21 protein-coding genes are annotated in these 21,318 nt (G+C 50.8%); 6 read left to right on the top strand and 15 right to left on the bottom strand.

Annotated features, from left to right (window positions below):
* Window positions 1-58 precede the first annotated feature (58 nt).
* Window positions 59-739: a hypothetical protein gene (locus LCH85_20520; protein MCA0354384.1), complete on the top strand. Its 681-nt coding sequence runs from the start codon at window positions 59-61 to the stop codon at window positions 737-739.
* Between the two features lie 136 nt (window positions 740-875).
* Window positions 876-2,549: a M14 family metallopeptidase gene (locus LCH85_20515; protein MCA0354383.1), complete on the top strand. Its 1,674-nt coding sequence runs from the start codon at window positions 876-878 to the stop codon at window positions 2,547-2,549.
* A gap of 64 nt (window positions 2,550-2,613) precedes the next feature.
* Here the strand turns inward: LCH85_20515 and purF are convergent, their stop codons facing one another.
* On the bottom strand, window positions 2,614-4,020 hold the full coding sequence (gene purF / locus LCH85_20510) for an amidophosphoribosyltransferase (protein ID MCA0354382.1): 1,407 nt from the start codon (window positions 4,018-4,020) through the stop codon (window positions 2,614-2,616).
* Between the two features lie 137 nt (window positions 4,021-4,157).
* Between purF and LCH85_20505 the strand changes: the two genes are divergently transcribed.
* Window positions 4,158-4,787, top strand: a complete 630-nt coding sequence (locus LCH85_20505; protein ID MCA0354381.1) for an alpha/beta fold hydrolase — start codon at window positions 4,158-4,160, stop codon at window positions 4,785-4,787.
* 132 nt (window positions 4,788-4,919) lie between these two features.
* On the opposite strand, the gene LCH85_20500 is transcribed toward LCH85_20505, so the two are convergent.
* The 4 genes from LCH85_20500 to infC all read right to left on the bottom strand — a co-directional run bounded on the left by LCH85_20500 (window position 4,920) and on the right by infC (window position 7,014).
* Entirely contained in the window at window positions 4,920-5,705 is a 786-nt protein-coding gene (locus tag LCH85_20500; GenBank protein ID MCA0354380.1) for an RNA methyltransferase, read from the bottom strand.
* Window positions 5,706-5,723: 18 nt separating this feature from the next.
* Window positions 5,724-6,080: a 50S ribosomal protein L20 gene (gene rplT, locus LCH85_20495; protein ID MCA0354379.1), complete on the bottom strand. Its 357-nt coding sequence runs from the start codon at window positions 6,078-6,080 to the stop codon at window positions 5,724-5,726.
* Between the two features lie 114 nt (window positions 6,081-6,194).
* On the bottom strand, window positions 6,195-6,398 hold the full coding sequence (rpmI, locus tag LCH85_20490) for a 50S ribosomal protein L35 (protein ID MCA0354378.1): 204 nt from the start codon (window positions 6,396-6,398) through the stop codon (window positions 6,195-6,197).
* Window positions 6,367-7,014 carry a translation initiation factor IF-3 gene (infC, locus tag LCH85_20485; GenBank protein ID MCA0354377.1) on the bottom strand — a complete coding sequence of 216 codons (648 nt, stop codon included), beginning with the start codon at window positions 7,012-7,014 and terminating at the stop codon, window positions 6,367-6,369. The genes rpmI and infC overlap by 32 nt, the downstream gene beginning before the upstream one ends.
* A 183-nt stretch (window positions 7,015-7,197) precedes the next feature.
* Here infC and LCH85_20480 point away from each other — a divergent pair, with 183 nt between their 5' ends.
* Entirely contained in the window at window positions 7,198-7,614 is a 417-nt protein-coding gene (locus LCH85_20480; protein ID MCA0354376.1) for a RusA family crossover junction endodeoxyribonuclease, read from the top strand.
* A 58-nt stretch (window positions 7,615-7,672) separates the two neighbouring features.
* Here LCH85_20480 and LCH85_20475 read toward each other — a convergent pair whose 3' ends face one another.
* The 10 genes from LCH85_20475 to LCH85_20430 form a co-directional block, all read right to left on the bottom strand.
* Window positions 7,673-10,138: a hypothetical protein gene (locus LCH85_20475; GenBank protein MCA0354375.1), complete on the bottom strand. Its 2,466-nt coding sequence runs from the start codon at window positions 10,136-10,138 to the stop codon at window positions 7,673-7,675.
* Between the two features lie 30 nt (window positions 10,139-10,168).
* On the bottom strand, window positions 10,169-11,050 hold the full coding sequence (locus LCH85_20470; protein ID MCA0354374.1) for a sortase: 882 nt from the start codon (window positions 11,048-11,050) through the stop codon (window positions 10,169-10,171).
* A 140-nt stretch (window positions 11,051-11,190) separates the two neighbouring features.
* Window positions 11,191-14,241, bottom strand: coding sequence for a C25 family cysteine peptidase (locus tag LCH85_20465; protein MCA0354373.1), 3,051 nt, complete (start codon window positions 14,239-14,241; stop codon window positions 11,191-11,193).
* Between the two features lie 2 nt (window positions 14,242-14,243).
* Window positions 14,244-14,684: a hypothetical protein gene (locus tag LCH85_20460; GenBank protein ID MCA0354372.1), complete on the bottom strand. Its 441-nt coding sequence runs from the start codon at window positions 14,682-14,684 to the stop codon at window positions 14,244-14,246.
* Window positions 14,662-15,492: a hypothetical protein gene (locus LCH85_20455; protein MCA0354371.1), complete on the bottom strand. Its 831-nt coding sequence runs from the start codon at window positions 15,490-15,492 to the stop codon at window positions 14,662-14,664. The genes LCH85_20460 and LCH85_20455 overlap by 23 nt, the downstream gene beginning before the upstream one ends.
* 14 nt (window positions 15,493-15,506) lie before the next feature.
* Window positions 15,507-15,677 (bottom strand): hypothetical protein, encoded by a 171-nt coding sequence (locus LCH85_20450; GenBank protein MCA0354370.1) that lies wholly within the window; start codon window positions 15,675-15,677, stop codon window positions 15,507-15,509.
* A 22-nt stretch (window positions 15,678-15,699) separates the two neighbouring features.
* Complete coding sequence (locus LCH85_20445) at window positions 15,700-16,815, bottom strand: radical SAM protein (protein ID MCA0354369.1); 1,116 nt, start codon at window positions 16,813-16,815, stop codon at window positions 15,700-15,702.
* Window positions 16,816-16,817: 2 nt separating this feature from the next.
* Window positions 16,818-17,114 carry a PqqD family protein gene (locus tag LCH85_20440; GenBank protein MCA0354368.1) on the bottom strand — a complete coding sequence of 99 codons (297 nt, stop codon included), beginning with the start codon at window positions 17,112-17,114 and terminating at the stop codon, window positions 16,818-16,820.
* Window positions 17,115-17,221: 107 nt separating this feature from the next.
* Entirely contained in the window at window positions 17,222-17,881 is a 660-nt protein-coding gene (locus tag LCH85_20435; GenBank protein ID MCA0354367.1) for a response regulator transcription factor, read from the bottom strand.
* A gap of 106 nt (window positions 17,882-17,987) precedes the next feature.
* Window positions 17,988-19,589, bottom strand: a complete 1,602-nt coding sequence (locus LCH85_20430; GenBank protein ID MCA0354366.1) for a GAF domain-containing protein — start codon at window positions 19,587-19,589, stop codon at window positions 17,988-17,990.
* A gap of 200 nt (window positions 19,590-19,789) precedes the next feature.
* Here LCH85_20430 and LCH85_20425 point away from each other — a divergent pair, with 200 nt between their 5' ends.
* Both LCH85_20425 and LCH85_20420 read left to right on the top strand, forming a co-directional pair.
* Window positions 19,790-20,527 (top strand): sigma-70 family RNA polymerase sigma factor, encoded by a 738-nt coding sequence (locus LCH85_20425; GenBank protein MCA0354365.1) that lies wholly within the window; start codon window positions 19,790-19,792, stop codon window positions 20,525-20,527.
* Window positions 20,527-21,315: an anti-sigma factor gene (locus tag LCH85_20420; GenBank protein ID MCA0354364.1), complete on the top strand. Its 789-nt coding sequence runs from the start codon at window positions 20,527-20,529 to the stop codon at window positions 21,313-21,315. The genes LCH85_20425 and LCH85_20420 overlap by 1 nt, the downstream gene beginning before the upstream one ends.
* The last annotated feature ends 3 nt before the right edge of the window (window positions 21,316-21,318 follow it).

Genomic DNA, 21,318 nt, shown 5'->3' with positions numbered 1-21,318 from the left:
CATGAGCTGGCGATGGCATGCTGTCGCCAGCCTAAAAGCCTTCTAAGGAGGCCATTCAGTGAAAAAATGGTTGAATAACATAGGCGTGAGCATGCTTGATCTGGTCATTTTTGTGCCATTTGCCTTGATCTATACGATCTTTGGGGCAATCTGGACGACCAGCAGTGGCCCGTATATGGCTGGCGATCTCGCCACCGGCTTGCAAATTAAAAAAGATATTATGTACTACTTGCTGTGGGCTTGTTCAATCGGCTATGCCGTATTGGCCAATACTGCGGTTTTGTGGGGCAAAGCTGCTCGCGGTGGTTTGATTGCCTTTGTGATTACGCTCGGTGTCATGGTTGCAGTGTTCTTTGGCTTGACCTTTGGCACCCAAGCACTTGCCGATACGATTCCGGCCTCAACCAAAGTAGTCAGTATTGCGATCGGCGATATTTTGGTGCTGTTGCCAATCGTGACTGCTACAATCTTCTTCTTTATCGCTTGGATTGTGACCGGATTTAGCAATCATTTACGCGGTCAACCAGTAGCTCAAGGCTTTGTGCGCTTGGGCGTAGCCTTAATGGTTATTCCGGTTGTCCAATTCTTCGTGATTGTGTTCTTGCCACGCTGGGACGACGAAGTACGTGGGGTTGTGTTTGTCCATGCCATGAGCTTGGGCTTGCTCTGGGGCTTGTTCCTCGGTGGTGGGCTTGGTTCGAATTTGCGTAAGCGAAGCGAAACTCCGGCAACTGTCTAAATTGCTGAAATTTCCCGTAAAACCCTTGGATGAATTACTCGTCCAAGGGTTTTTTGGTTTAATTAGGGCTTGCATCAGCTTGGTACTATAATGCATAATATGCAATATCATGCATAGAGTTAGCAATGGAGTGGCTATGCCAGAGATTGATTACACACGCTATTATCGGTTTGCTGAGTTGGTGGAAGCGCTAGAAGGCTTTGCCGCCGAATATCCCGATTTGATTAGTTTGCAATCGATTGGTAAAAGTTATGAAGGCCGTGATTTGTGGTTAGCGACCATTACTAATGCTGCAACTGGCGGGCCACGCGAAAAGCCAGCCTTTTGGGTTGATGCCAATATTCATGCCAGCGAAGTAACTGGCGCAATGGCTGGCTTGCATTTGATCGATACGCTGCTCAAAGGTTATGGCAACGATGCCGAATGTACGCGGTTGCTTGATCGCACGACCTTTTACATTTTGCCACGCTTCAATCCTGATGGAGCTGAACGCGCCTTAACCACGCCCTATGTGGTGCGTTCGAGCGTGCGGCCTTATCCCTATGCTGAACGCATCGATGGCTTGTATCAAGAAGACATCAACGGCGATGGGATTATTTTGCAGATGCGCTTGGTTGATCCCAACGGCGATTGGCGGGTTTCCGAGCATGATCCACGGGTGATGGTCAAACGCAAGCCCCATGAAATTGGCGGCACCTACTATCGAATTCTGCCCGAAGGCTTGATTCAAAATTACGATGGGGTCAATATCAAACTGAGTCGTGCAGTCGAAGGCTTGGATATCAACCGTAACTTTCCAGTTGATTGGCGGCCTGAAGCTGAGCAATATGGCGCTGGCCCCTACCCAACCTCTGAGCCAGAAATCCGTGCTGTGGTGCAATTTATCGTCGATCACCCCGAAATTCATAGTGGCTTGACCTACCACACCTATTCGGGCGTGCTACTACGACCGTATGGCGACCGCGCTGATGATCAGATGAATTTGCACGATCTTGATGTGTTTAAGGCGTTGGGCAAGCATGGAACCGAGTTAACTGGCTGGCCTAGCGTTTCGGTCTACCACGATTTTCGTTACCACCCCAAAGATGTGATTACCGGGGTGTTTGATGATTGGGTCTACGATCACTTGGGTATGTTTGCCTGGACAGTCGAATTTTGGGATTTAGTTGGTTCGGCAGGGATCAAAGATCGCAAATTTATCGAGTGGTTCAAAGAGCACCCTGAAGAAGATGATCTTAAAATTATGCAATGGGTTGATCAGCATGGCGAGGGCTTGTGCTTCTACAATTGGACAGCTTTCGAGCATCCTCAACTTGGCCCAGTTGAAATCGGCGGCTGGCATCCGATGTATGCCTTCCGTAATCCACCACCAGCCAAATTGCTTGAAACGATTGCGCCTGTAACCCAATTTGCCTTAGCTCATGCCGCGATTGCTCCATTCACCACGATTAGCAGCTTTGAGCTTGAGGCCTTGGGCGATAATGTCTATCGGCTGCAAGCAGTGGTGCAAAATGAGGGTTATTTGCCAAGTTATGGTTCGCAAAAAGGCCGCGAACGTAAAGCCACCTTGCCACTCGAAGCCTTGCTGAACTTGCCTGAAGGAGCAAGCCTCAAACTAGGCCAAGCCAAAACAACGATTGGCGATTTGGAAGGTCGCTCTGGACGGGTTTCGTTCTTTGGCTTTAGCAATGGCTCAACCACTGATCGTAGCAAAGTCGAATGGGTGGTGCATGTGCCCAATCCTGGGGTGATTGAATTGACCATCCAAGGCGGTCGCGGTGGTACTGCCCGCGCCAAACTCGAAATCTAAAATTCCAATGGCCCATGGTGCAACGTGTGTGCCATGGGCCATTGCTTGATTCAAAGGATTTTGCTTAGACGCTGGTCAGTTCGAAAATTTCCTTGCCAGCTTCGTGGATTGGGAAAGGATACTTGCCACTGAAACATGCCCCACAGAAGCCATTGGGATCGCGGCGGGTAGCTCGCAGCAGCCCTTCCATCGAAAGATACGCCAACGAATCAGCCCCGATCGTCTCGCAAATTTCGGCCTCAGTTTTGTTGAAGGCAATCAGTTCGGGCTGAGTCGCCATATCTACGCCCATAAAACATGGGTGGCGAATTGGCGGCGCAGACACCCGCATATGCACTTCGGTAGCCCCAGCTTTGCGCAAAAGCTTGATAATTGGCCCGCTGGTTGTGCCGCGTACAATCGTATCATCGATTAAAATTACCCGCTTGCCATTGAGTACATTTGGCAATGGATTGAGCTTGAGCGCAACGCCTTGCTGGCGCAAACGTTGATCGGGCTGAATAAACGTGCGGCCAATATAGCGATTTTTGATCAAGCCGTCGCCATAGGGAATGCCGCTGGCCTGCGAAAAACCTAGCGCTGCTGGCAAGGCCGAATCGGGCACGCCAATTACTAAATCGGCATCAGCTGGGGCTTCCCGCGCCAATTCATGGCCTAAGCGCATGCGCACTTCATGGATTAATTGGCCTTGCAGATAGCTATCGGGACGCGAGAAATAAATATATTCAAATAAACAAAAGGCTTGCTGCTGAGCAGGATGTTTGGCAATCGTGCGTGGGCCATCACGATCAATCTGCAAAACTTCGCCAGGATCGATCTCGCGGATAAATTCAGCGCCAATTGTATCGAAGGCGCATGATTCCGAGGCCACGACCCAGCCGGCATCGCCAAAACGCCCAAGGCATAATGGCCGCAAGCCCCACGGGTCGCGTACTGCATAAAGCGCATCGCGGGTCAAGACTGTCAGACAATAAGCACCTTCGACACAATTGGTAAAGGCATCGATGCGTTGCGACCAGGTATTGCCTTCAAGGCCAGCAAGCAGCATCGTTGCCACTTCACTATCAGAAGATGTCATTAACCCGACACCACGTTCCATCAATTGACGGCGCAGCGAGGCAGCATTGGTCAGGTTGCCGTTGTGGCCAACTGCCAGTGGGCCAAGCAACGTGTGCATTGTAAATGGTTGGGCATTGATTACTTGTGATGAACCAGTAGTTGAATAGCGGGTATGGCCAATCGCAATATGACCTTTGAGATGGCGCAGCGAACGCTCATCGAAAATCTGCGATACCAAGCCCATTTCTTTGTGAGTATTGATGGTCTTGCCATCGGAAACCGCAATCCCTGCGCTTTCCTGACCACGGTGCTGCAAAGCGTATAAACTGAAAAATGTGATGCGTGCTACATCTTCGCTGGGAGCGTAAATCCCAAAAACGCCGCATTCCTCGTGGGGCGAATCACTGAACATGGTTAGCCCTTCCTTGATTCCAAGCTACGGTTGTCGCCGCGTCGTGCGACGGATCGTGTAATCATTATACAACTGTTCGGTAGTATTCCCCGCATCGTTTACAATTGGCCTGCTGCTTGAAATTCTGAGGATGGAGTATGCGCTATCTCTATTGCCATGGTTTTGCTTCGGGGCCAAACTCGCAAAAGGCCAGCTGGTTTGCCCAGCAATTTGCGGCCTTGGGCCACGAATTAATCATCCCCGATTTGAATCGGCCATCGTTTGAATACTTAACCATCAGTGCTCAAATTGCCTATTTGCAACAATTAATTGGTATTTCAGATGAGCCTTGGTGTGTGCTTGGTTCGAGTTTGGGCGGCTTGGTGGCATTGCATGCCGCCGCAACTATTCCGCAAATCGAACGCTTGATTTTATTGGCTCCGGCGCTCTATTTTGCCCAAAATCGGCGGTTAATGATGGGTGCGACAACTATCAACCAATGGCAAACCGCGGGCTGGCTGGAATTTTATAACTATCACAATCAGGCTATGCGAAGAGTGCATTATGGCTTAATTGAAGATGCTGAAAGCTATAATAGCGATACGTTTTCGCGTAGCATGCCGATTTTGATTGTGCATGGCACTGAAGATGCGAGCGTGAGCCACACCCAAAGCCAGCGGTTTGCTCAGTCGCGTGAGTATGTGCGCTTGCATACGCCCCGTTGGGATCACGGTATGCTTGGGCATGTGGCCGAGTTGTGGGCATTAATTGAGCAGCAGTTTGCATGAGGAGTGACATTTAACCATGAAGAGCACGGAGCTATTTTTAGCCACGAATTGCACGAATTACACGAATCATGGTTCGTTGTGTTAAAGCCTTCTATTGCATGTTTATTATTTTGCCTTTTGATTTCTGACTTTTTACTTTAGTCGGCGTTGGCGGGCGGCCTCGAATAATAGCACGCTGCCAGCAACGGCGGCATTCAACGATTCGAGCGAGCCAAGCATGGGGATGGTGATCGTGCTGGCATAGCTGAGGGTGGTGGCTGAAACGCCATTAGCCTCGTTGCCGATAATCAACAGCGTTGGTTGGGTCAAATCAGCTTGATCGTAGGCCAATGCTGAATCCTGCACCGCCGCGAAGCGTTGTTGGCAATGCTCAATCAGCGGCAAGGCTGTTTCCCAATTTAAGCCATCGACGATTGGCAGCCGAAAATGCACGCCCATGCCCGAACGCACAACTTTAGGACTCCACACATCGGCAGTGCCCTGCAAACACAACACTTGGCCAACGCCAGCGGCTTCGGCTGAACGCAATAACGTGCCAACATTGCCAGGATCTTGCACGCCATCGAGCATCAAGATTAATGAGGCTGATTGGCGGGTGAATTGCGGCATTGGTACAACCGCGATGATGCCTTGGGGGGTCTCAACATCGCTGAGGCCAGCCAAAATTGCTGGGGTTGTGGCGAAAGCATTGGGCAATTGAGGAATTTGATCGAGCAAGTGCTGGCCGCGTTCGGTGCTAGCCAACTGCTCAGTCACATAGAGCAGCAAACTTGGTGTAGCAAAATTGAGCGCTTCACCAACCAAGCGTACCCCTTCAACAACAAACCTGCGTTCATTATGGCGATCCTTGCGGGAGCGCAACAACGAACGCAGGTATTTAACGTGATGATTAGCAGTGCTGGTAATGAGGTCAATCACACAGCACCGTGCCTTGAACTAGGCCAATGCTTGCTTAGCTTGAGCGACAATTGCCGTGAAAGCGGCAGCATCGCGGACAGCCAAGTCGGCCAATTGGCGGCGATCGATCACGATCCCAGCCTTGTTCAAGCCATTGATCAAATTGCTATAGCTTACGCCGTTCAAGCGAGCGGCAGCGTTGATCCGCACGATCCACAAGCGGCGGAAATCGCGTTTGCGGTTGCGGCGGTCGCGGAAGGCGTATGAGAGCGCCTTCATCACTGCTTCGTGAGCGGTCTTATAGTTGTGAGAACGACTGCCACGGAAACCCTTGGCTTGCTTCAAAAGCTTCTTGTGACGCTTGTGCGTCATAATGCCACGTTTGATACGTGCCATCGAGATACCTCCAGAAAGAGTAGCTACAAAATGCTGGCGAGACGGTACAGGAGCATTGCAAAGCTTATAACCCTGATCCCGCTACCAACCAGCACCAATTTTCCGACGGGCGAACTACTTCAGGCCGTAAGGCAATGAGCGTTGCAGACGCTTCACGTCTGATGCACTCACTGGGAACATCTTATCGAGAGCCTGCTTGACGCGGGTTGATTTGCGGCGGCGGAAGTGGCTTTTGCCACCCTTGGTGCGCATAATCTTACCGGTGCCAGTGATTTTAAAGCGGCGTTTAGCCTGCTTGTTGGTCTTCATCTTCGGCATCGAAATCAATATCTCCTAATGATGATAATGGTGGAGCCGGTTTATCGCTACGTTTCGCGGGCTGCGTTTTGCTTGGTGATGGGGCCATGATCAACGAATAGGCCCGACCTTCGAGCGTAGGTTTTTGCTCAAGCACCCCATGATCGCGTAAATCCTCGGCAATTTGCTCGAGCATTTCGCGGCCAATTTCAGGGTGAGTGATTTCGCGCCCACGGAAACGTACCGAGAACTTCACTTTGTGCCCTTCTTCGAGGAAACGGCGAGCATTGTTCACCTTAACCTGCAAGTCATGGGTGTCGGTGCGCGGCTGCATGCGAATCTCTTTCAGTTCGACCTGTTTTTGATTCTTGCGGGCTTCGCGTTCTTTCTTGGTTTGCTCGTAGCGGTATTTGCCGTAATCCATAAGGCGGCAAACCGGCGGGCTAGCATTCGGGGCAACCTCAACTAAGTCGAGATCGCGGTCATGTGCCATGTCGAGCGCATCACGGGTGGTGATGATCCCAACTTGGGTCCCGTTTTCGTCGATCAGACGCACTTCACGCACGCGAATCCGATTATTGATTCGTAGCTTGTCTCTGATAGGAGGCTCCTTCCAAAAAAGGACATCAAAACACAACAAAGCCCTAAACGCGACCTCATCAGCGTTAGGGTGTTGGCCCGCCAACTATAGCATATTCTAGGCGATAAGTCAAAGCTTTTTAGGCTATTTGATCAAATTTTTAATCGAATAACACAAATGTTTGGCAAGCATGTGCTATACTAAGCTTGTGTTTGCGCTTGATGTTGTTTGGAGGGGCATGTGGTTGTTCAATTTAGTTTGCCATTACCACCATCAATCAACAGCCAATATGTGACGGTTGGCAATCGCCGTGTGCTGAGTCGCGAAGCCCAAGTTTTCAAACGCCAAGTTAAACGCCAACTAGCGCTCTTACAACAACGCGACACCATCTCCGAGCAATTTCTGGCCCTCGCCCACCAAGGCTATTTGGCAATGTTCCTCGATTTTTATTTTGAAACGCCATTACGCCGTGATCTTGATGGCGGTCTGAAAATTACTCAAGATAGTATCTGTACTAGCCTTGGGATCAACGATAATCGGGTTGTCGATATTCATCTGGTCAAACGAATTGACCCGTTGCATCCGCGCTTAGAAGTGGAGCTAGAAGCGCTCAGCGATTGGCAATTTGAACATGATCGCCAAGTATTGATTAAATAAGCTAAAACCAAAACCCCGCTCAAACGAGCGGGGTTTTTTGTTTGCTTGAAATTGTCGTTTAGATCCGCGTCATTTCGCGGCGAACCCGCACAACGTGGACTGCCATGGTTAGGGCAAAGAGTACCAAGCCTGTTGCTGGAATACCCATGTTAGTAGCTGGGTTGATCGTTCCAACATCGGTTGCTCCAGTACCGTCACCACTACCTTGGCCGCCGCCAATGCCAGTATTTGGCGTGACGGTGGCTGGATTGGCAGTTGCAGCACCGCCACCAACATTACCCTTAGGAATTGCTGTGGCACTGACTGCTGGGGCTTCGCCGACCACCAACACGCTCGAAATATTCGAGTAGATTGGCTGGGCCAGGCCAGCGAAGTTCAACTGTGCTTGGTTGACGATCCGGGTTTGAGCAGCCACTCCATCTTTGATCTTGACTGGAATCATGATCGTTAAGGTTTGGCCTGCTGGCAAGACCCCGACCCGCACGGTAATTTGGTTGCCTTGTTGTTCAACCCGTGCATTTTGGTCGCTGACCTTGATTGGGCCATTGGTTTCCAAGTTGCTTGGCAATTGATCAACGACCACCACATCACGCATCGTACCAGCATTCAATGAATTGGTTGGACTGATGATCGTGATTGTGTAAATCAAACTTTCGCCTGCAAAGCGGCTGCCCCAATCGCTCTTCTTTTGGAACTGCAAGCCAGTCACGATTGGATCGGTGACGAAGCCAGCTGGATTGGTTGGTGTTGCCGTCGCTGGAACTGGTGCATTGGTTGGTGGGTTTCCAGCAGGTGCATTGGTGGCTGAAGGCACTGGTGCACCTGGACGTGGCGTAGCACTTGGATTTGAACCACCGCCTGGGCGTTGAGTTGCTGAAGGCACTGGTGCGCCTGGGCGTGGCGTGGCAGTTGGGTTGCTTGGTGGCACAACCGTAGCAACTGGCACATTGGTCGCAGGCACTGACGTGATATCAGGTCGTGGCGTATTGCTCGGCTGATTTGGTTGTGGCGTGTTGCTCGGCTGATTTGGCCGTGGCGTGTTAGTTGGCTGGTTTGGCCGTGGCGTGTTGCTCGGCTGATTTGGCCGTGGCGTGTTGCTTGGGCCAGTTGTAACAGGCACGCTGGTTGAGCCACCAGGTGTGTTAGTGATAATAATTGGGGTTACGGTTGAACCACCGCCTGGCGTATTGGTTACGATGATTGGGGTTACGGTTGAGTTGCCGCCAGGCGTAACAGTCGAACCACCCCCAGGAGTTACGGTTGAATTGCCGCCAGGGGTATTGGTCACAATAATTGGCGTAAAGCTTGGGCCTGCCGTGCCAATTGTAATCGTTGGCAAGGTATCTGGCACAATCACGGTATCGCTTGCTTGCAACGTGCGATTAGCAGCCGAGGCGCTGACCGTATTTACGATATTTGTGCCCAAGGCCACGCTAGCATTAACCTGAACCTGAATGGTAACCACGATTGGGTTGCCAGCGCTAACTGTACCATTACAGTTGACAGTTGTGCCACCAACACAGGTAGCTGAGCCAAGCTGTTGCACCGCAATGAATGTCACTTGGCTTGGCAATGGGTCGCTAATCGTCACTGAACGTGACGTTTGCCCATCACCGTTATCTTGGAAACTCACCGTGATGATATAACTAAATGTCTCTCCAGGCTGAAGCAACGAACGAGAACTACTCTTCGCCACTGCAATCGGTTCATCGGCAGGCAAGGTGGTTTCGGTCGCTGTTGCAATATCGGTTGGGATGGTTGCAACTGGCGTACAACTTGCAATCACACATGGATCAACCGTTGGAGTATCTGGAGTCAGGGTGATTGAGCCAGTAATCGTGCCGGTTGGAGTTTCCTCGGGCGGGATGGTATCGGTTGGCGGAAGCACAATTGTTGGTGGAGTTGCACATGGATCTGGCGTTTGAGCCAAAGGTCGTTGCAAACGCGTGCTACTCCCCATGCCTCCGCGTGGTATGGTTGGGCTTACCACACTGGTTACTGTTGGTGTCACAACCGTGGTTGCTGTTGGAGCGCTTGGTGTATCAGTCACGCTGGGCGTGTCAGTTGGTGCGCTAGGAGTGTCAGTCACACTTGGTGTATTGGTAGACGTAATAATCGTCGTTGGTGTATCCGTGACACTGGGAGTATCCGTCACACTTGGTGTATCGGTTGGTGTGCCTGGTGTGCCTGGTGTTGGATAGGTTGTGGCAGTCTCGGTTGGTGTGTCGGTTGGTGCGAACGTTGGACACGGTGTGGCAATCGGTGTTTCGGTTGGCACCGGATAGGTCTGGGTTGCAGTTGCTGGCAGCGGTGTTATTGGCGTAGGAATTGATGTTGGCCGAGGCGTGGTTTGCGCCTGAGCATTAAACGGAAAAATAGCACTGCTAATCGCGGCTAACAATGGGGTTGCCATCATAATGATGCTAACAACCAGCGCTGTTAACTCCCAGATTGTCCAGCGAACTTTGCCTTTACCTCGTTCGCGGAGGGATGTCGGGCGTTGCCGACGAAAAAAAGATTTCATGCGAAACCCCTCGATCTATTGCCTCCGCAATTAAGAGGAGAGCGCTGCCTGATCAATCAGCCGAGCTTTGACCACCAACCGTTGGGTGTCCCACGCAGTACATGTGATCATCGTGATAATTGCTTGCTCGGTTGGATACATAACTTCGACTTGGTTTGGCCAAACTTGTTGAATTGTTTGGACTTGATAATGATAACGGGTATCGGCAGTTTCGACGTAGATATCTTGACCAATCTGAAGTTCATTCAGGCGGGCGAAAACACTACCACGAATACCTGCATGCCCAGCAAAAACGCTATTCCCTTTGCCTGGTAAGGCCGTGCCATGATGATAACCCACAGCATAATCGGCAACTTCCCAAATACCATCGCGCAAAAATACTTCACGCACCGGACTATCAAGCTCCATTGTTGGCACGATCATCCGTTTGGGAATAAAGCTCATGGGATCAGGCGTTGGGGTTGGCGATGCAGGTGGCAAAATAAACGCCTGAGCAGGCACAAGATAATCGGGTGCAGCCGCACTGATGGCGGGAGCAATTACTGGTAATTGTTGGCCTAGTACTCGATCAAGTTCAGCGGCACTAGCTCCCGGGGCGAGTGCTTCCCAAGCCACAGCTGGAGCCGCCGGATTGTTACGGGCATACCACCAATCTCGTCCGTAGATGTTGACCACCCAATAACCAAAAAAGATGATTACCCCAACAATCAACAAACGTTCCGAGCGCACTAAAATAGCGTCAAGCACCCCACGGAAACGATAACCCTGAAGTGCAGTCTTCCGCTCTTCTTTGAGCGAACGGAGTTGGGCTGGCCGATGCAATGACGAACGCACTGGTGGTGGTGCTGCCAGCAATTCTTGAAGCAAGCCCAAATCGTCGTGTGTCGAATCGATGGTTGGCGGTTGTACCACTACAAACTCGTACTCTATATGCTTCAATCATCCCTAGAATGGCGCAAATTATATAGCTCTCTTTACAATTGCGCAATAGGACTAAAAGGCTACATATCGCATTAAAGCGTTATTTTGCCCGCTGATTGTAAAGCAAATTCTTAATAATCTGCGATGGCTAATGGTAGGTAGAGCTGCGGCGCAATCGCGGTTACGCTAATCGTCACTGTTGCACTTAGGGTTTGATTCAAGCTTAAATTGCGCACCTGATAGCGAAATGAATCAAGCCCATTATAAACGGGATCAGGCGTGTAGCGAACGCTGCGTTGATCTGCATCGAGCCAAACCTGGCCATGCTGTGGTTGTTCAAGGCTGATAATTTGGCTAAAATTGGCTTGATCATTCGCTAATGGGGTTAGCCGATTGGCCTGCGAATATTGCAAAACTTCGTAATAATCGGCCTGTGGTTGCCAAGTATTGCTGGTCGGTAAGGGCAAACGCAGCGCCGGATCACCAAAAAAAGTAAAGGTGTCGAGCAAATCGGGCGAGATATTAGCCGCTGCTAAATCAAGCTTGCCTTGAATTGTTGCTGGGCCAACCAAACGCCAACCATCGTTGATTATGGAGTTTACAAACCCACGATTCAGATAATCATGACCATGGGCGATGCCTAAACCACTGGCCGCCCACATGCCAACTGCTCCATGCTCAGGCTTCAACACCAGCATTTCGGCCAACGATTCAAGGTCGTTTTGTTGATAATGACCAGCGTAGCAACTCAGTGAGAGCATCAACGGCAAGGCGCTATTGCTTAAACTTGCTATCGATTGCTGATTGAAAATCGTCGGATCAGCCCAGACATCGATGCCCGCATGGCCAACATAATTCACCAAAAATTGGCCAGCGTTGATCTGATTAACGATTTCTGCCCGAAAATTCGTCAGATTGGTGTTGGGTGTGTAATAGAGTTGTTGATCGTCAACCGTTGGCGGCAAAATTTCCACCACCTCGTTTGAAAGCCAGGGAAAATCGCCCGATACATCTGGATCATCGGCGATAAACAACAGCTTGTCCAGCCAATCGGCGTTGTCGGGCGTGGCTTCGTAGCTTAATATTTTCGCAACTACATGTTCAACATCGCTCAGCGAACGCGCTGGAATTCGCCCCAAAAACAAATCGGGCAAATTATCGTTGCCAGCAACTGTCACATAGCGATTGTCGGCAGCAGTTTCGCGCAACCACGGGTCAACATCAGCCAAATAGGGCGGAATAAAATTGGTCACGGGTCGGCCAATAATATCAGCATAATCGTGCGGATCAGCCGTGCCATCGCCAACCAACACCACAAAACTAGGCGCTGGTGCTTGCCAGTTGCGATAGGCATACTTGATAAAATCGGCGATCGCCTGTTGATCAACGCGCCCGTCGCCAAATTGATCGTAAATCTGCTGCACATCAATTAATAACGGCTTGAGGCCTTGGCTGGCGCGTTGAGCAATTAATGGTTGCAATGCATCACTCCAACTCGTGGAGTTGGCTGGGTTATAGCTAATCAGCAAATAATCGGCTTGCTGGCTGCTGCTCAAATCGGGCTGGCTAAACCAAACGCTGCTCAACGGTGTTTGGCGTTGGCTTTGCACAAGATAGCGGCGATTGCCACTGGTTTGCCAGCTTAATTGGCCTTGCTGCAAGTTCCAGCCAATCAAGCGGCGCGGAGCCAAGGGCGTTTGCACATCAAATAGCAACGGATTTTCGCTGGTGATATTGCTAATGCTTTGGTTGGCTTGGCTGCTTGACCATTGCAATTGGCCCGCGACTGCCTGCGCTTGACGCTGATACTCTAGCTCAACCCAATCGAGAAAGCTGGTTTCGCGCTCGGTGCTCATTGGGGTAATTGTGAGTTGGTTGGTTGTGCTAAGCCAGCCACTTGGCAGGTTAATCGTTGGCTCAAGCAGTTGAAAGCCGGTCATTGTGACTGTTGTGAGCAAACGATTGTTCAGGCGAATTTCGGCTTGATGCCGATTGCCAAGTTTGCCGCCATGCAAGCGCAACCGCAAACGGGCTGGCTGATCGAAGCGAGCTGCATTATCCAAATTCCAATTAATCTGTAAAGGCTGAGCGCTTTGGCCGGAGCCTGGGCTATACCAATATTGCCACCACCAACGATTTGTGCCGCTGGCCGGAAAGGCGCTCAGATAGAGTTTTTGCTCTTCCAAGCGCAAGGTTTCGCTGTAGTAGCTCAGGTTTGGGTTGGCCGAATTGACTGATTCGCTAACTAATACATTGCCTGGTTGCTGCGCATTCCAGCGCACAATCACTCTGCCTTGGTGGCTTTGATCGCGATTGTAGGGCGGTAGATAAAAAATCATGCCAGTCGCAGTCAGCAACCGTGGCAGTTGATTACGCCCTTGCCATAGTTGTAAATTGGCCGATTGATTGAGCCATTGGCTTGGTACGCCCGCCGCTTGCAAATCGCTCCAACGAATTTCGCTGATACCAGGGTTGGCAAAACTCACTCGCACCCCATTGGTTACTGGCGTGGTGGTGGTAAAGGTTGGGCGTAATGCTGGATTTTGTAGATCGCTAGGATTGAGCACTTGTTGGCGCAGCAGTTGATTCCAAAATGGATCAGCTCGCAAGCTGCGTTGCTCGGCACTTGCCACGAATTCTAGAGCTATATCGATTGAGCTTGGTACAACTACTTGCTGTTTGCTTGGTTGCCATTGCGCCCCAAAAATCGTTAGCGGCACAAGTTGTTGCTCGCGCACTTGGACGCTCTGACCAAGGCTGGCCCATGTTGTTGGATATTGAGCTTGTTTGACGGCTGCGCTGGGTGCGCTTAGCGCTATGGCCTTGCTTGGTGCGAGTGGATCAACCTGCCAACCACTGCTGGGATTGAGGCTTAGTTGTTGATGATAGCGTTGTAGCTGTTGGGGATTAATCGATTTTAGTCTGAGTTGGTAGCCTGCTGGCACAACTAACCAGTGGGTTGATCGCGGTAAGGCGGGCTGATCAGGCGTGGCATCATTTTGCCAGCCTGCAATGTTGATGCTATTGGTTTGCAGGGTTGGTTTAGGTAATTGCACGTTGATATACAGTTGTTGGTCGTGGCGTTGCAGCGTAAGCGTTGCCGTGGTAATTTGGGCAACCACGGGCTGCCGAATCAGCATCAGCGACACAACCAAACAACCAATTAACCAACGTTGTAGCATACTTACCTCAAATGATGAATTAACCAACGCCGTGCATGGCGCAACCACGCCAAACTCCATTGATACCAACGCCAACCATTACTCATGCTCAATGATTTTTCGGCAGCCTGCCAGGTTACTGCTTGAGCCACAATTGCCGAGCGTTCGATCCAGCCATCGAAATAGGGGCAAGCATCGCCAGCAATCAAATAGTGTGCTTGTTTACGCCAAAGCAAGCGATGAATAACCACCCGTTGACCAACTTTGGCCAAAACCACGCTGCCTAGTGGGATACGATTGGGCAAGCCTGCAATTGTTACTAACGTTTGGTCGGGTAAGATGGGATGCATGCTGCGGCCCGCAACTTGAAGTTCTAATTGCCCACCAGCCTGCACCACGATCTGCGCCAAATCATAAGCCTCGGCGGCGCTTAGCACTCGTTCAGCCAAGCTGTTGGCGCACATAACTAATTACCTCAGAATCGGGCACAAACGCCAAGTGCCATTGGTCCAGCTTGCTAGTAGCATAATCGGCAACCTGCAAGGACTGATCAAGTGCGATCGGATTCCACAAGGGTAGAAATTGTTCTGGCAACCAATGGCGCAAGGCCTGAGCGCTACTCAAACTGGTGGCTCGATTAGTTTGTCCGTGGCTGAGGTAGCAAATCGCCCGAACTGGGGCAGCTTGGGCCGCGATCAAGCCAGCGCTGCTATACCAAGGTGTGCCATAAGCCCAAAGCTGCCCATTTTGCCAGCGCACAATCACGCGATCGTCGCTCAAAATGCAGGCTCCAGCGCTATGCCATAAGCGGGCTGAAGTCGATTTGCCCACACCTGGTGGACCAACTAAGAGTAAGCCTTGTTCACCATCGATCAGGCCGCAAGCATGCAATAAGCCACCTTGATTGGTGCTGAGCCATTCGATCAAAATCAGCTGCAAAGCGGGGTAATCGAACAGCACTTCGGCGGCACTAATGCTGGGATCATGGCTTAATAACCATGTATCGCTGGCGGTTTGTTGCAGCACCCACAATGGCTCAGCATGGGTTGGTGGGTGGCCAACAATGCTGCGAACATGCGCAGATTGCCAGAGCGCCCAAACTTGATCGGCCTGAAAAAGCCGCTGACCAAGCGGGTAGCGGTCAGCGGCAGCACAGCTAAGAATCGTCAGATCGGCGGTTGTGTTGGTCGTTTGAAATTGTTGATCGACCATTGCTGGCCAAGTTGGCAGATCAAGTGCCAGCCGACAACCGCCAATTGTAAGCATAACCATGGTGAAAATAACGCCTAGGTAAAACAGGGTGTAATTTTACAATTTGCGCCTGATGTAGCACTGCTGGTCGTGCGACAAACTGCCAACACATCTTCTTTGATCCGCAAGCCAACCGTTTCGATCGTTGGTTTGACGTAGGCTTTGCGTGGCTTGCGCTCGGGCTGGCTTGATGATTGTTGTGCCATGAGACATCCTCCCGGTACGAGGTTAGCGAACCTCTAGACAAATTGCATTATTGATCCAACGGTCGGCATTTTCGGCAAAAGCAGAAACTCGCGCCTTCGTACTATCACACACCCACTCAATGGGGCGATTTTCCAACGTGTTACGTTCTAAGGCCGACCAACCTGGACAATTGGTACAGACCAAAGACATTTCGCAGGAGTGGCAGGCAGTGGCTTCGGTGTTGCGGGTTTCGCGCACATCGGCCAAGTAGCCATCCCAGACTTCCATAAAATTGGTTGCTCGCCAATCGACAGCGCGGGTACGGGTAATCATACACGGGCTGACCATCCCATAGGCATCAACATGGCCCGATTTATTGGCTGCGCCACAGGTGAAGGTTTTTTCGCCACCCTTCATTTGGTAGCCCAAAAACCCGTTGCAGTAATCTTGCCATTCTTCGACCCGCTGCGGATCGAGTTTTTCAATTTCGATCAGCTCTTCGGGGCTAAGCCGTAAGGTGGTTGGAAAACGATCGCCATTTAAGCGTGGGTGAATCATGCCATCGTAGCGGAAATCCCAGCCATAGTGCTCGGCAACGGCCTTCATTGCCAAAAATTCGTGTGAATTGATGTTCAGCAAGACGGTTTTGAGCACCACATCAATCTCATATTCGGCCAACAGCGCCAAACCTTGCATACACTTGGCAAACGAGCCAGGCACGCGGGTTACAGTTTCGTAGGTTTCGGCGGTGGCTCCATACAAAGTTACTTCGACCAAATGCGGCTTATATTGGCTCAAAAATTCGGCGCGTTGGCGGGTGATCATTGTGGCGTTGCTGTAGATCGAAATCACAAAGCCAAGGTTACGCGCGTAGAGATACAGCTCTTCAAAATCGCGCCGCACCATAATTTCGCCGCCAGTCAGCAGCAACCAAAGCGTGCCTGCTGCCGCCATTTCGTCGAAAAGCCGTTTGCATTCGTCGGTCGAAAGCTCACGTTGGCGGGCAGCTTGGTGATTAACTGGTAAGTTGATATAGCAATGCTGGCAATTTAAGTTGCAGCGCTCGGTTAACTCGAACGACATCGAAACCGGCACACGACCTAAAGCTGCTAATCGGACATTGAACGCCGCATCGTTGGTTTCAGCACATAGTTCCATGCTTAGGCAACCTCCTGAATAACAGCGACCTCAAGCATCGATTCCAACAACGGAATCAGATCGGCTTGGGCGGCCCGAGGCTCAACATCGTATTCAGCACACACGAGGTCGATTAATTCGGCCAGACTTTGGGGTGTTGCCAAAGCTTGCCAAACTAGCGCGGCAGTCTCGTTAAGCGCAAAAATAGCATTGAGGGCAGCGGTATTTGGTCGCACAGGAACCAACACCGTTTCACTCCCAATGCTACGGGTAACAATCGCCGGATCACGGACAAATCGTTGTGGAGCGTGCTCATTCATAAGTGTGTACTCAAACCACAAGGGTCAATTGCAATGATTTTCATCTTAGCATGAACTGATCTCCACGTCCAAGCCCTGTTTTATCCCTCGATTGTGGGAATTTTAGCTTAGATTTGGGGTGGTGCGAGTCGAGCTTGCACCGCGAACAAGCGTAATTCAGCTTTATTGCCTAAACCTAATTTGCTATAAATATTGCGCAAGTGAGTTTTGATCGTTTCTTCACTCAGAATTAATTGTTGGGCAATATCGCTGTTGCGCCGCCCTTCGGCTGCCAAGAAAAAGACTTGGCGTTCGCGCTCGGTCAAGGCATTCAGGGCATCATTGGTTTTGGTCGAGACGGTTGGCTGTGGGCCTTCCAACAGTTGGCGCACAACTTTTTGAGCAATTGGGCCAGCCAAAACCGTTTCACCTTGAGCAACTGCACTAATGTGGCTGATCAAGCGGGAGGGATCTTCGGTTTTGAGCACATAGCCAGCGGCCCCAGCGGCCAGCGATTGGCGAATCACATCGTTGGTGTCGTTGGCGGTCAACATCAACACGCGAGTGCGTGGCGACGCTTCCACAATTGAGCGACAAACTTCATAGCCAGGCATATCGGGCAAGCTCACATCGAGCAGTGCCACATCAACAAATTGATCTTTTGCAACTACAGCAGCGTCGCGCCCATGCCCAAGCACGCCAACAACTTCCATCTCATCGTGGGTTTCGAGTAGGGCACGTACCCCCTCCCGAAACACCGGATGATCATCAACAATCAGGATCCGCATGGGGTACTCCTTCTTCAGAACAGATGCGAAAACGGTCAAAAAATGGACAATGCATATCCACTCTAGGGGTGAGAGTTTACGAACAAAATTACGATTAATTGAGTAATCATGCGGTGTGAGTGTGTTGTTCTAAGGGCAACCAACAGGTGAATTGTGAACCTTGACCAACGGTGCTGGCTACCGAAATTGTGCCTCCCATCAAGGCCAACAACTCACGCACAATGGCTAAACCTAAACCGCTACCACTCTCGGTTGGGTTACTACCGCGATAAAAACGTTCAAATAAGCGTTGCTGATGTTCAGGTGCGATGCCTGGCCCAGTGTCGGCTACGGTGATAAGCGTGCCCGCCTGCCCCGCTTGGATTTGCCGATCAACCGATAGCGTGACTGTGCCGCCAGTAGGTGTGAATTTTAGGGCATTGCTTAGCAAGTTCACGACCACCCGCATAAATTGATCGGGGGCTAACCAAAGCTTAGGCAAATTGCTGGTACATTCTTGAAAAATCAAGCGTTGTTCCCGCGCTTCGGCCAATGGGCGATAGGTTTGGGCTAAGTTGCGCAACAATTCAATAATATCAACCCACTCAGGATTACTATGCATCAAGCCACTATCCAAGCGGGTCAGGGTCAATAAATCTTCAACGATTGCTTCTAAGCGGCCTGCTTCGCTGGCAATAGTTTCGAGATATTGGGGCAGCTTGGTTTTAGCTTTGACTTGCTGGGCCAAACGGGCATACAACTTAATATTAGCCAAAGGCGTGCGCAATTCATGCGAAGCATTGGCGACAAACTGGGTTTTGAGCCGATCATACTCCTTCAGTCGCGTAATATCGTGGAGTACAATCGTCCACCAATCTTCTTGCTCGCTGAAAATGGGGATGTAGGCAATGTGGATGGCCAGATCGGTGGTGGGATTCTGCTCAAGCACAATCTCGGCTCGCACACTATCACCAGTTTGTTGGGCCTCTTTGAATAAGCCCAAAACTTGCTGCGAAAGCTCGTTCAGGTGTTCGGGCACTGGTGGTGTGACTGCAAAAAAGGCCAAGGCTTGAGGATTGACAAAGTGAATCCGACCATCGCCATCGACCAAAATCAAGCCTTCTTCCATAGCGGTGAAGGCTCCCTCGAACTTGCGCCGCTCATCATTAATATCAGCAATCAGCTGGGCATTTTCAATCGCCATGGCGGCATGTTGGGCAATCACATTCAGCAGTGCCTCATCATCCATGGTAAAAAAACCAATTTCAGGATGCACCAAGGTCAGCACGCCGCGCACTCGTCGCCCGCGCAAAAGCGGCACACACAGCACTGAGCGCACATCCAAGGTATCGCTAGGATAATCGATCCAGCGTTCGTCGAGATTGGTATCGGCGATTAAGGCACTTTGGCGATGCTTGAGCACCCAGCTCGCCAGCCCTTCGCGTAAAATACGATTAGTAAAAGGAGTCAAGCGAGCTTGTTGAAAACGCTCAGAAAGCAAATGCATTTGAACTTCATCGTACTCGCCATAGAGGAAAATGCTACCACGCACAGCGTTGGTAAAGCGCGTTGTAGCCGAAAGCACATGCTGCAAAACATTGGGTAAACTTAACATCGTCGCAAACTGTTGAGCGAGGCTATAGAGTAACTGCAACCGTTCATACTCGGTTCGCAAACGCTGATATGAATCTTCGGGGCTTGTCACCTGACCAGGTTCATTCGCGGCCATTGGGTACTCCACAGATATGCGTATTGTTTGAGAATTATAACACTGAGTTTCAAGCCACAAGGGGAGCGGCCAAAGCGCCCCATGCAATGCCTAATCAGTATGATACAATGATTCATCATGAAACCAAATGTTGCTGAGTACCAATTCCAGATTTTCGTGTTTAATGCTGCGCGTACTCATCACCCAAAGTTGAGGTACTAATGGTGTTTGCACGACCAAACATGCACTTAGGCGAGGTTAAGGCGACCTCAAGCCCTTCATGGTTTGCCCAAATTGTTCAACGGGTTCAATTATGGTGGGCTGCTTCAACCATCCGTTCGGATGCTTCGGACGTAGTACCATTTAACGATAATCAACGCCCGCTGCCTGGTGATCCACTGGGCGATAATGTGTTAATTCGCCGAATTGCCCAGGGCGATGAGCAGGCACTATCGCAGCTTTACGATCGGTATGCCGCTACGGTGATGGGGGTTGCCCTCAAAATCGTGCGTCAGCGTGAGATCGCCGAAGAAATTACCCAAGAAGCTTTTTGGCGGGTTTGGCAACGGGCAAGCACGTTTGATAATAGCCGTGGCAATTTTGCCCCTTGGCTTTTTGGCATTGCTCGCAACTTGAGCATCGACGAATTGCGCCGTCGTGCAGCCCGCCCTCAAGCTGCCTACGAAGACCCTGAAAGACCATTGCTTGAGGCGATTGCCGACGAAGCCAATGTGGAAGAAGTGGTGTGGCTGGGTGAACAACGTTCAGTTGTGCGCTCGGCGATGCAGGCGCTCTCTGCCGAACAACGCGAAGCTTTGGAGTTAGCCTATTTTAGTGGGTTGACTCAACGTGAAATTGCCGATAAATTAGGCAATCCCTTGGGCACGATCAAAACTCGCGTGCGGCTTGGCCTCTTGAAACTGCGTGATCTTTTGGGTACACAACAGTGGAACGAATAATGGATACACAATTAGAAGAACTCTTGATTGGTTACGCGCTTGGCATTTTGAGTCTCGATGAGCAACAATCGGTCGAAATTCAAATCGCCAATAATCCACTGCTGCGCACGAAAATTCAGCAGTTGCAACGCACTGTGCATCAATTGGCTTTGGCTGCGCCACGAGTCCAACCAACGCCAATTGTCAAGCAACAGTTATTGGCGCGGGCCAGTGCTAGCAAGCAGGTAAGTGGATTAAATCGCCCGGCAACCCGACGGCTTTCCTTGGCATGGACGGCAGCCTTAGCGTTGTTGATTGCGCTTGGCGGCTGGAATATTGGCTTGCGCAGCGAAAATACTCAATTGCGCACCAATGTGGCTGGGCTTGAACGCGAAGTTGCCAGCGAACGGTTGCGGCGCGTGCAGGCCGACGAGCAGATTGCCCAAGCCGAGCGAGCAGTGGCGTTTGTGGTGGCTCAAACTACAACTTCGCGTCAATTGGCGGGCACTGAGCAATCGCCCAAAGCAGTTGGCACAATGTATATGCAGCCAGGCAACCAGACAGCAGTTTTAGTTGTCGATGGCCTATCACCATTGCCTGAAGGCCAAGTTTACCAATTTTGGCTAGCCCGCGCTGGCCAAGAGCCAATTCCAAGCGATCAGTTTTCGGTAAATGCTGCTGGGCATGCTCAATTAGTCATCACCGCCGATAGCCAAGTTAACGATTTTCAACAGGTGATGGTGACGATCGAGGTGGCTGGTGGTTCGCAGACTGCCCCTGGTACGACCGTTTTAGCTGGTAACCTCTAAATT

The organism is Chloroflexota bacterium (assembly GCA_020161265.1).
GTDB lineage: Bacteria > Chloroflexota > Chloroflexia > Chloroflexales > Herpetosiphonaceae > Herpetosiphon.
Note: the sequence above shows the minus strand (reverse complement) of the source record. Positions and strands in the feature narration are given on the sequence as shown.